The organism is Rhizobacter sp. P2_D12 (assembly GCF_056404395.1).
Genome location: NZ_JBFUEB010000149.1, coordinates 1 through 11,255, shown reverse-complemented (window position 1 = coordinate 11,255; position 11,255 = coordinate 1). Strand labels below are relative to the sequence as shown.

Genomic DNA, 11,255 nt, shown 5'->3' with positions numbered 1-11,255 from the left:
CTGCAGGCCACCACCGCGCCTTCGCGCGTGACCAGCAGCGCCGCCGCACCGGCCGGCACCTGGCCCTGCGCATCGTGCGGCAGCGCGTCGCGCAGCATTGCGGCGAACTGCGGGGCGCCGTCGAAGACGATGGCGATGCCGCCGGCCACGTCGCCCGCCGCGCCGTGCAGCGCGGCGCCATAGACGTAGGTGGGCCGGCCGCCGTACAGGTCGCTGGCCGCATGTGCCGATTCGACATACTGCTGCGGGTCGCGCAGGGCCAGCGTCTCGCGCACCCACGGTGCGTCCAGCCGCTGTCCGCAGCGCGCCTGCTCGGCCGGATCGGACGCCGCGACGATGCGGCCTTCGGTGTCGAACAGCACCAGCAGCGCATACACCGTGTAGAGCCCGTTGATGCGCTGCAGGACGGCCGCCGCGCGCTGTGCGTCGCGCTGTCCGTGCGGCTGCGCCAGCACCTCGCGCAACGCGCCGTCCAGCGCCCACCAGCGGCAGTCGTTGGCGCGTTCGTAGAGGTTGCGGTCGACGATGTCGATCGCGAGCCGCGCATGGTGGCGCGCCTCGTCGAACACCGCGTCCAGCGTCGAGCGGTGCAGGTTGGCGATGGCCTGCTCGAAGACCTGGCGGATGCGCTCGCCGGTCTGGCCGACCTCGCGCAGCAGCGTCGCCGCGAAGGCGCTGGAGGTGCCTTCGCCCGGCGGGCGCAGCCGGCCGTTCCACAGCACGCGCGACAGGTCGCGCTGGATGTGGCGGGCCTGGCCGGGGATGGCACGCAGCGCCTCGCCGAACAGCTCACGGGTGTCGAGCCGGGCCAGCAGGTCGTCGCCGGCGTGCTCGTCCCGGGCGTCGTCCGGCCCGTCGGCGAGGTCGAAGGCCTGGTCCACCGGCACCAGCGCGCGCGCCGACCAGCCGGGGCCCATGTAGCCCTCGTAGCCGGTGGCCCCGGCATGCACCATCAGCATCTCGCGGCCGGCGAAACGGCCCCGCTGGGGTGCGGCGCCCGGCGCCATCGCCGGCAGCGGCGCGCCCGGCGGCACCTGCCACGGGTCGGACGAGGCCAGCACGGTGTGTTGCGGCCCGGTCAGCACGATCACGCCGCGGTCGCGCGGCTCGAGCAGCTGCGCGAAGATGGCCTGCATCTCGTCATCGAAGCGGAACGACAGGCACAGCACGCCGGCGATGCGCTCATCGACGCGGATCGCCGCCGCGTACAACAGCGCGCGCCGCCCGCCCATCAGCGGCGAGTCGCCGAAGTGCTCGACGTAGGGGCCGCCCTGCAGCGCCTGCAGCAGCCAGGGCTCGCGGCCGGCGGCCGTTGCGGGCACCGAGCGGTCGAGCCGCGCCAGCACGCGGCCGTCCGGCGCCAGCGCGACGACGTCGTCATACACCGAGTACTTGGCCACGTAGTCGGCGAAGCGTGCCTGCAGCGCATGGCGCTGCGCATCGTCGGCGCCGTCCGGCGAGGTCGCCGCGCGCACCAGCTCGCGCAGCGCGCTGTCGGTGCTCAGGAAGCCGATGTCGGCGGTGCGCTCGAACAGGTTGCGCACCAGGATGTCGATCGCCACCTGGGCCTGGCTGCGCATGCGCTGCGCGACATTGCCCAGCAGCGTGCGGCCCAGGCTGTCCAGCAGGTCTTCGGACAGGGCCTGGAAGGCGGCGCGTGTCGCGCCGATGTCGGGCAGCGTGCCGCTCATCTGCCCGAGCATCGCCAGGCTGTCCCACACCCCCTGCAGCCGCAGCAGCGACTCGCGGTACTCGTCGACCACCGGCATGCGCGAGACCAGCGGCGCCACTTCGGGCGAGAAAGGCATGCCGCGGCGCAAGATCTTTTTCATTCTCGGTCCTGAAAGTTCATGTGACTTCGTGAAGCAACCCGGCCGCTCGCCTGCCCAGCCGGCGCGGGCTGTATCAAGTTTGAGAATCGACCGAATGAACGCCAGGTACACCTGTACTTTCGTGAAACGCGTCACGTTTGCGCTGGCGCGGTCGGAAAGGGGGGTGTCCGCCCGCGCGCGAGGTGGCGCTTTCACGATGTCTCTCAAGTTTGCGAAGCGCGTTCTCGCTTTTGAGGTTACCGACGTGACTGACACTTCATGAGCATGTTTTTCGCTGCGATCTCCAGACTGCGTTGCATCGGGTCCTGCATCGGACCCAGCCACCCAGCGGAGAGATCGCCATGCAGATTCAAGTCCTCACCGTCCTCGCGCGAGAAGCGCAGGTCCAGTCCCTGATGTCGCCGGTGCTCGACGGGCGCGTCCAGGAAGCCGTTTCCAAGGCCGAAGAGCTGCTGGGCGATCGCCCGGCGCACCTGTCGGACGACACGTTGAGCGAGCTGGCCCAGCTGTGCGGCGACCTGATGCTGGCGCTGGACCGTGCCGAGGAGGCCGAGGAAACCTACCGCCAGGCCGTCAAGCTGGCCGGTGGCGCGCAGCGCGGCGCGGTGCGCGTGGTCTCGTGCCGCAGCACCGGCTTCCTGAGCCTGTACCAGCACCGCTTCGGCACCGCCGCGGCGTGCTTCGGCCGCATCGCGGCGGACGAGGCGGCCACGCCGGCGCAGAAGGCCGAGGCGCTGTGCGCGATGGCGATGGCGCGCCACGGCCTGGGCCAGAAGGAGCGCGCGATGCAGGCGCTGGACGATGCGAGCGAGATTGCGCGCGACGACGGCTCGGTGCAGCTCGCGATGCTGGTCAGCCTGGTGCGCGTGGAGCTGCTCGCGCAAAGCGAGATCCGCGCGCACGACGACCTGCGCGACCACGTGTTCTGGCAGTCTCCGCTGGTCGACCGCATGCCGGTGTCGGCGCAGCTGCAGCCGCTGGCGGCGATCGAGCACTGCATGAATGCGCATGGCCGCGTGCCGCTGGTGGCGCGCCGGCTGCAGCAGCTGCGCGACCTGGTGCTGGCCGGTTGCGGCGATGCGCGCGCGCAGGCGGCGCTGAACGAGCACATCAGCGGCCTGCGCACGCTCGGCCTGGTGACGCTGGAACGCGCCGCGCGGCTCGACACCGCGCTGGTCGCCATCACGCTGCGCCAGGCGGAGCAGGCGCGGGCCTGGCTCGAGCCGCTGCAGTCGCGCGAGGCCGAGCTGGCCGGCCGCCAGCGCTGGCGCATGGAGCTGTCGTACTGCCTGGCCAAGGTGTGCGCGCTGTCGGGCCGCGTCGACGAGTCGATGCGCCACTACCAGCGCTATGCGCTCGAATCCATGCAGTGCGTGCGCACCGAATCGGCCTTCGACGACCGTGCGGCCAAGCCGGGAACGGCCACGCCGGCGGCGCTGAAGGACGACATCGAGATGCGGCTGCCGGCCCGGTACCGCCGCGCCTACCGCTACCTGCTGGAGCACCTGGACTGCGCCGAGCTGAGCGTGCGCGAGATCGCCGACGACATGGGGGTCACCGAGCGGGCGCTGCAGTGGGCCTTCAAGAACCACCTGGGCATGACGCCTGGCGAGGTGATGCAGCGCTGCCGCGTCGAGCGCATCCGCGCCGACCTGCTGCGCGACGACGCGCCGGGGAACACGGTGATCGAGACGGCCGCGCGCTGGGGCATCCGCAACCGCTCGACGCTGGTGACCTCGTACCGCAAGTACTTCCGCGAGACGCCGACCGAGACGCTGGCGCGCCGCGGCGCGGTGCGCGGGCGCCAGGATGCGCTGGCGCTGTCCTGAGGTGGCCATGCCCTCCCGTGGATGGCGCACGTCGTTCGGCGCGCTGCTCGCGAGCGTGGCCTCGCACGCCGTCGCGGCCTTCAGCTGCACCGATGCGTTCGGCACGCGCTACGTCAGCGAGCGCCTGATCAGCGAGGGCGGCGTGCAGTGCGTGCCGCTGCAGCCTGCGGCGGCGCCGCAGAAGCCGGCGACCGCGCTGGACGTCGCGTCGGTGTTCGGCCTGCCGGGCAGCCCGGTGTCGGCCGAGGCGCTGCGGCGCGGCAGCCTGGCGCTGCTGCCGCCGTCGCCCGGCGCGCTGGTGCCGGCGGCGGACCGCACCAGCGCCTACGATCCGATGATCGAGGCGGTCGCGAAGGCCTTCGGCCACGACGTCAACCTGTTGCGCGCGATCGTGCACGTGGAGTCGCGCTTCAACCCGAACGCGGTCTCGTCCAAGGGCGCGATCGGGCTGATGCAGGTGATGCCGGCGACGGCCTCGCGCATGGGGCTGGCGGATGCCGAGCGCGCGCTGTTCGAGCCCGAGGCCAACCTGCGCACCGGCGCGCGCTACCTGCGCACGCTGCTGAACATGTTCGAAGGCCAGCCGGAGCTGGCGGTCGCGGCCTACAACGCGGGCGAAGGGGCGGTGCTGAAATACGGGCGCGAGATCCCGCCGTATCCGGAGACGCAGGCCTATGTGCGGGACGTGATGGCGATCTACCGGAGCTTGAGCCGGTAGCCCGGATGCCAATCCGGGGCCGCCGTGAACTGCTGATCAATCGAGGTCGCTGTCGGCCCCGATGAACCCCTCCAGCCGCTGCCTCAAGCCATCGTTCACGGCCTGGCCGACGGGGGTGGCGAGCCGGTCGAGCAAGCGACGCTTGCGGCCGGGGTCGATCTGTTGGGCGCTGACTCGCTGGCTCCAGTTCTTCAGCACCTGCCGCCGCGCCGCGAACAGCGCATTCGACGGTGCGGCAAAGCGGTCGATCGGCATGTGCCGCAGGTCGCCCAGCACCCGGGTCGCCTGTTCCAGGCTCAACCGGCCCTGCTCGACGGCCTGGGCCAGGCAGCGGTCGACCAGCAGCAGCGTCTCTTCGTGTCCGTTGAAGAAGGCCACGTGCAGCGGCGTCGCGCCGGCGGCCTGCGCGCGCAGCAGGCAGACCTTGACCTCGCCGTCGACGTCGAGGGCCAGGATGCCTTCGACCAGCTCCCGCACCGGCGGCGTCCTGTCGCGCAGGCGCAGCGTCATCATCGCCCGCCACAGCGCCGATTCACCGCCGCGCGATTGCCGGCGCAGCCGGGTCAGCTTGAGTTCGGTGTCGACGTCGGGGCCGAGCAGGCGCTTGACTTCGTCGGCATCGCCCGTGCGCACCGCGCGCAACAGGGCTGAAGAGGCATATCCACGCATGGTCTGTTCCCGGGGCCAGTGCAACGCGCGTGGGTGGCGCCCGGCCTGCCTGGGGTTCCAACCCCGCGCCCGTTCACAACGCCGGGGGACGGGACGTCTGGTCAGCGCTCGGCCGGCAATTCCAGCGCGACCCGCAGTTCCCCGGCCGGCGCATCCATGCGCCACAGCCCGCCTTGCATCTCGCGCGCGATCTCCTCGCACAGCGTGAAGCCGACGCCGCCGACCGCCGAGGCATCCGTCTCCCGGGCCGGACAGGTGAACTGCACGCGCACCGCCGCGCCGTTGACCGACAGCGTCACGCGCGGCGCCTGCGGGCCGCCCAGCCGTTCGATCTCGATCAGCAGGATGCGCAGCAGCACCGCCAGCCGCTGCGCATCGCCGCGCACCTGCGGCGGCGCCAGGCCCTGCAGCCGCAGCGGCTCGCGCGGCGCCGCGCGCCCGATCGCCAGGCCCTGCCAGGCCTCGTGCAGCGCGAGCGGCAGGTCGAGCACCATCGCCTGCGGCGCCGCCCGGTACGAGAACATGCGCAGCTGGCGCGTCAGCGCGGTGGCCTCGTCGATGTGCGCCACCACGCCGCGCAGCGACGCCGACAGCTCGGCCGGCGGCAGGTGGCCGGCCTGCGCGATGCACAGCGACAGCGTCTGCCGCGCCGCCATCAGCGGCGCGCCCAGAGAGTGGTAGATCTGCGCCATCAGCCGGCCCACCACCGCCAGCCGCTGCGCGTGCAGCAGCGCGGTCTCGCGCTCGAGCCGGCGCTCCTCGRCATCGCGCTCCAGCGCCGCCATGCGGTAGTGCAGCCGCTCCTGCTCGGGCTGCGTGACGCGCCGGCTGGCATGCGCCTGGCGCAGCCAGCGCAGCGCTTCGGCATGCCGGCCGTCGGCCGCATGCGCATTCGCCAGCATCTGCATCGTGTTCGGCAGCTCGCCGTCGTGGCGGATGCTGCGCATCGCGCGGATCGCCCGCTCGAAGCGCGCCGCGGCGCGCCCCGGCCGGCCGGCGTGCTGGTAGTACACGCCCATCGTCAGCCACACCTGCGCCATCCAGCGCGGCGCCCGCGGCAGGCGGCGCACGCGGCCGAGGAAGATCGCCGCCGCGTGGCGCGCGCCGGCCAGGTCGCCCAGGCGCGAACGCGCGTAGATCACCATGTGCAGCGAGGCCAGCGGGCTGGCACCGGTGGTCTGCGGCAAGGCCTCGGCGGCGCGCTTGCGCTCGGCCTGTGCCTCGGGCAGGCGGCCGCGGCGCTCGTGCGCGTCGGCCATGTAGGTGCGGCTGAAGCCCAGCGCGGCGCGCGCGCTCTCGGCGGTCACCGCGAGCGCGGCCGCCACGTCCGGCGCCGCCTCGGCGGCCACGCGCAACACCTCTTCGCAGCAGCGCGCCGCGGCATCGAACTCGTCGACGCACAGGAAGGTGCAGGCCTGGTTGAACAGCAGCCGCACCAGCAGCGCGGTGTCGCCGCGGGCGCGCGCCGCTGCCTGCGTCTGGTGCAGGTGCTCCAGCGCCCGGCTGAAGTCGCCGGTCTCGATGCAGATCGAGATGCAGGTGCTCGCGGCGCTCGCCGCGCGCTCGGTGTCGCCGGCGCGCTCGAGCTGCTCGGCGGCCGACAGCGCGCGCGCATAGGCCAGCTCGTACTCGCCCAGCTGCGCATGCAGCCGGGCCATCAGCAGGCGGATGCGCCCGAGCGTGTGGGCATCGACGTCGTCGCCCTCGGCCAGCGCGGCCGCCTGTTCGAGCAGGCCGCGGTGGCGGGCGGGATCGGCGGTGGCTTCGAGCGCCGGCAGCGCGTCGATCACGCGCCGCAGGTCGAGGGCCGCGGGGGCGGGCAGGTCCGGCATGCGCCGCATTGTGACGGCGCCGCGGGCCCCGCAGCGCGATGCCGCGGCGCAGGCGTCGGATTTGCGCACGCCGCTTCGGGCCGGCACGTGGCTGCGGCGGCGTGCATCCGTAGCCTGTCGATGTCGCCGATCCGTCGACGCCCGCAGCCCATGGTCCCGCCATGTCCGACGAAAAAACCGAAGAGCCCACAGAGCAGAAATTGCGCAAGGCGCGCGAGGAAGGCCAGGTCGCGAAAAGCCAGGACGTGGCGATCGCCGCGTCGACGCTGGCTGTCGTCGGCACGCTGATGGCGATGGCCGACGGCGCCGCGGCACGCATGCGCACCGTGGTCTCGCTCGGCCTCGATTTCGGCGTCGGCGAACTGCCGATGGACGTGATCTGGAAGCGCCTGGCCGCGATGGGCATGGAGGCCGCGCTCGTCATCGCGCCGCTGGTGATGGTGGCGGCCATCGGCGCCATCGTCGGCATCGCGGCGCACGTGGGCTTCCAGCTGACGCCGAAGGCGGTGCAGCCCAAGTTCGACAGCCTCAACCCGGCCCAGGGCATCAAGAAGGTGTTCTCGCTCAAGTCGCTGATGACCTTCGCGCAGATGGTGCTGAAGGCGGTGGTGATCGGCGCCGTGATGTGGCAGGCCATCGTGCAGCTGCTGCCGCTGATCTCGGGCGCGGTGTTCCAGACGCCGCTGGCGATCGGCAGCATCGCCTGGGGCGCGATCGGCAAGGTGCTGCTGTTCGCGGTGGCGCTGTTCCTGGTGCTCGCGCCGCTCGACTACGCGCTGCAGCGGCACCACTTCATGAAGGGACAGCGCATGTCCAAGGACGAGATCAAGCGCGAGTACAAGGGCCAGGAAGGCGACCCCGAGATCAAGGGCCAGCGCAAGCAGCTGGCACGCGAGCTGGCCGAGGAAGACCCGCAGCAGGCCGTCGCGAAGGCCGATGCGGTGGTCGTCAACCCGACGCACTACGCGGTGGCGATCCGCTACCGCGCCGACGAGGCCGGCGTGCCGGTGGTGCTGGCCAAGGGCGTCGACGACGCGGCGCTGCGCATCCGCGGCCACGCCGAGGCGCTGGGCGTGCCGGTGTTCGCGCACCCCCCGCTCGCGCGTGCGCTGCACAGGGTGCCGGTGGACCACGCCGTGCCCGAGGAATTGTTCGAGGCGGTGGCCGTCGTGCTGCGCTGGGTCGACGAGATCGGCGCCAAGCGTGCGGACCCCACGGACCCCACCACCGACACCCCAGAGAACCCACCCCTTCACTGACCCAGGGCACACGCCATGAAGAACCTCAAGATCAACTTCGGCGGCGACGCCGCGATGGTGGCCACCGTCGTCGCGATCCTCGCGCTGATGGTGCTGCCGCTGCCCACCTTCCTGATCGACGGGCTGCTCGCGATCAACCTGACCATCAGCACGCTGCTGCTGATGGTGACGATGTACATCCCGAGCGCGGTGTCGCTGACCTCGTTCCCGTCGCTGCTGCTGTTCACGACGCTGTTCCGGCTGTCGCTGAACATCTCGTCGACCAAGCTGATCCTGCTGCACGCCGATGCCGGGCACATCATCGAATCGTTCGGCAACCTGGTGGTCGGCGGCAACCTGGTGGTCGGCATCGTGGTGTTCCTGATCATCACGGTGGTGCAGTTCATCGTGATCGCCAAGGGCTCGGAGCGGGTCGCCGAGGTCGGCGCGCGCTTCACGCTGGACGCGATGCCGGGCAAGCAGATGAGCATCGACGCCGACCTGCGCGCCGGCCACCTGACCGGCGACGAGGCGCGCCAGCGGCGGGCCGCGCTGGCGATGGAAAGCCAGCTGCACGGCGGCATGGACGGCGCGATGAAGTTCGTCAAGGGCGATGCGATCGCCGCGCTGATCATCACCGTCATCAACATCCTGGCCGGCATCGTGATCGGCATCACCTACCACGGCATGCCGGCGGCCGAGGCGGCCAACCGCTTCGCGATCCTGTCGATCGGCGACGCGATGGTGTCGCAGATCCCGTCGCTGCTGATCTGCGTGGCGGCCGGCGTGATGATCACGCGCGTGGCCGACGAGCACGCGGCCAAGCCGAAGTCGCTGGGCGAGGAGATCACCTTCCAGCTGACGCGCAGCCCGCGCGCGCTGTACCTGGCGGCCGGCTTCCTGTGCGGCTTCGCGCTGGTGCCGGGCTTCCCGTGGTACGTGTTCCTGCTGCTGGCCGCGGGCCTGGTGATGCTGGCGCGCCAGCTGCAGGCCAAGGCCAAGGGCGTGCCGGCGCACGGGGCGGAAGGCGATGCGCTGAAGGGCCTGCAGCGCGAAGGCGCGAAGGCACGCAAGGGCGAGATCCAGGCGATCGAGGACAAGGCCAGTGCCTTCACCGCGCCGCTGGCGGTGACGATGTCGCCGGCGCTGGCCGCGACGCTGCGCCCCGACGTGCTGAACGCTGCGTTCGAGCGCGAGCGCCAGAGCCTGCAGGAGCAGCTGGGCCTGCCGTTCCCCGGCATCCGGCTGTGGACGCGCGCGACGCATGCGGACAACGAGTACGAGCTGCTGCTGCACGACGTGCCGCACGGCACGGGGCAGGTGGCGCTGGACGGCAGCAAGGAGCCCGGAACGCCCGACAACGAGGAACTGATCGCCCGCCATGCGGTGCAGGCGCTGCACGAGCAGGCGCACCAGTTCCTCGGCATCCAGGAGGTGCAGTGGGTGCTTGAGCGCGTCGGCGCCGACTACCCCGGCCTGGTGGCCGAGATGCAGAAGGTGGTGACGGTGCAGCGCATCGCCGAGGTGCTGCGCCGGCTGCTGGAAGAGCAGCTGCCGATCCGCAACATGCGCGCCATCTGCGAGAGCCTGATCGTCTGGGGGCCGAAGGAGAAGGACGCGCTGATGCTGACCGAGTACGTGCGCGGCGACCTCGGGCGCTTCCTGAGCCACCGCGCAACGCAGGGCAGCGGGGCGCTGTCGGCGGTGTTGCTGGAGCCGGCGGTCGAGAAGATGATCCGCGACGCGATCAAGCCGACGCCGGCCGGCAACTACCTGGCGCTGGCGCCCGATGCGGTCGGCGCGATCGCGCGCCGCGTGAAGGAGCTGGCCGGTCTGACGCCGCGCGCCGGCATCGCGGTCGTGACCTCGATGGACATCCGGCGCTACGTACGGCGCATCGTCGAGTCGGAATCGAAGTGGCTGGCGGTGTACTCGTACCAGGAGCTGGGCTCGCAGGTGCGCGTCGAGCCCCTGGGCCGGGTGGCGCTGTGAGGCGGCGATGACCCGCGCACGCAACGTCGCCTTCGAGGTGCACCGACCCGCGCAACCGCCCGCTGCGCCGGCTTCGGACGCTGCACGCGGCTTCAGCTTCACCGACCTGCTGCGCCAGCGCCGCCAGCCGGGCGCCGCGCGGCCGTTCGGCGAGAAGGCCAAGGTCCCGCCCGAGGCACTCGCCGCCGAACCGCGCAGCGAACGCAGCGAGCCCGTTCGCGGGATCGAGGCCGAGCCGCAACCCGAGCCCGACTGGGCCGACGCCGTCGTGCCCAGCGCCGAGCAGCTGCACCCGCTGCTGCACGGCAGCGCGCGCGTCGCCCGCGTCGCCGCGCCGCCGCACCCGCTGGTGGCTTCGATCGCGCAGACCATTGCGCGCTTCTGCAACGAGCGCGCCGTCGACGACAGCGAAGGTTGGCAGGTGCGCATGCCGCTGCGTCCCGACGTGCTGCCCGAGACCACGCTGCAGCTGTCGGTTTCGTCGTGCTGGCTGCAGCTTCGCTTCGAGACCGCCGATTCGAAGTCGCGCGACCTACTCTTCATCCATCGCGATGCCCTCGGCAACGCGCTCGAAGAATCCCTGAACCGCCGGCGCGACGTCGCCATCGTCATTGACTGAATCGCCATGACCGCAGCCTCGCTCGATACCGTCACGCCGATCGCCGCCCACCTGAAGGCCGTGGGAGCCGCCAGCGCCGCCGCATCGCGGCTGCTGCACGACCGCCGCCTGGGCGCGCTGTGGCAGGCCCTGGACCTGCGGCGCGGCCTGGTGCTCGCCGCCGCGCCCGACGCCGGCGGCGCCCCCCTCCATGCCTTGGAGCTGGCCAGCGACGCCGGCCGCTTCAGCGTCGCGATCGCGTGCGGCAGCGACAGCGTGCTGGCGATGGCCGCCGGCCCCGACGTCGGCGACGCCTTGCGTGCGCTGGCCGCCGAGGCCTTGTTCGGCGAGGCCGCACAACGCCTGGGCGAACTGGTGCTGCCCGGCGCGCAGGCGCTGTCGCTCACCCCGCTGCCGGCCGCGGGCGCGCCGCTCAGCGGCTGGTGCAGCCTGCGCCGCGGCGGCCGCGAGATCGCCCGCATCGCGGTGCGCCAGCTGCCGCCGGCGGTGCACGACGCCCTGCGCGGCGCGGCGCGGCCGCAGGCCC

Annotated in this window: 9 protein-coding genes; 6 read left to right on the top strand and 3 right to left on the bottom strand. The window is 72.2% G+C overall.

Going from position 1 to position 11,255, the window contains the following annotated elements; all coding sequences use genetic code 11:
• Positions 1-1,832, bottom strand: a 1,832-nt coding sequence (locus tag AC1DYN_RS29425; RefSeq protein ID WP_477965799.1) for a cache domain-containing protein, incomplete at its 3' end; no start/stop codon positions are given.
• Positions 1,833-2,173: 341 nt separating this feature from the next.
• Between AC1DYN_RS29425 and AC1DYN_RS29420 the strand changes: the two genes are divergently transcribed.
• Together AC1DYN_RS29420 and AC1DYN_RS29415 are read left to right on the top strand one after the other, a co-directional pair.
• Complete coding sequence (locus AC1DYN_RS29420) at positions 2,174-3,661, top strand: helix-turn-helix transcriptional regulator (RefSeq protein WP_477965797.1); 1,488 nt, start codon at positions 2,174-2,176, stop codon at positions 3,659-3,661.
• Between the two features lie 7 nt (positions 3,662-3,668).
• Positions 3,669-4,379: a lytic transglycosylase domain-containing protein gene (locus tag AC1DYN_RS29415; protein ID WP_477965795.1), complete on the top strand. Its 711-nt coding sequence runs from the start codon at positions 3,669-3,671 to the stop codon at positions 4,377-4,379.
• Positions 4,380-4,415: 36 nt separating this feature from the next.
• Here the strand turns inward: AC1DYN_RS29415 and AC1DYN_RS29410 are convergent, their stop codons facing one another.
• Both AC1DYN_RS29410 and AC1DYN_RS29405 read right to left on the bottom strand, forming a co-directional pair.
• Positions 4,416-5,048: a hypothetical protein gene (locus AC1DYN_RS29410; protein WP_477965793.1), complete on the bottom strand. Its 633-nt coding sequence runs from the start codon at positions 5,046-5,048 to the stop codon at positions 4,416-4,418.
• A 101-nt stretch (positions 5,049-5,149) separates the two neighbouring features.
• The gene (locus tag AC1DYN_RS29405) at positions 5,150-6,880 is read right to left on the bottom strand and encodes a tetratricopeptide repeat protein (RefSeq protein ID WP_477965791.1); all 1,731 of its coding nucleotides are present in this window, start codon (positions 6,878-6,880) and stop codon (positions 5,150-5,152) included.
• Positions 6,881-7,041: 161 nt separating this feature from the next.
• Between AC1DYN_RS29405 and sctU the strand changes: the two genes are divergently transcribed.
• From sctU to AC1DYN_RS29385, 4 genes are all read left to right on the top strand, one after another.
• Positions 7,042-8,139, top strand: a complete 1,098-nt coding sequence (gene sctU / locus AC1DYN_RS29400; RefSeq protein WP_477965789.1) for a type III secretion system export apparatus subunit SctU — start codon at positions 7,042-7,044, stop codon at positions 8,137-8,139.
• Between the two features lie 15 nt (positions 8,140-8,154).
• Positions 8,155-10,110 (top strand): FHIPEP family type III secretion protein, encoded by a 1,956-nt coding sequence (locus AC1DYN_RS29395; protein WP_477965787.1) that lies wholly within the window; start codon positions 8,155-8,157, stop codon positions 10,108-10,110.
• 7 nt (positions 10,111-10,117) lie between these two features.
• The gene (gene sctP / locus AC1DYN_RS29390) at positions 10,118-10,729 is read left to right on the top strand and encodes a type III secretion system protein SctP (RefSeq protein ID WP_477965785.1); all 612 of its coding nucleotides are present in this window, start codon (positions 10,118-10,120) and stop codon (positions 10,727-10,729) included.
• A 6-nt stretch (positions 10,730-10,735) separates the two neighbouring features.
• On the top strand, positions 10,736-11,255 hold a 520-nt coding region (locus AC1DYN_RS29385; protein WP_477965783.1), incomplete at its 3' end, for a hypothetical protein.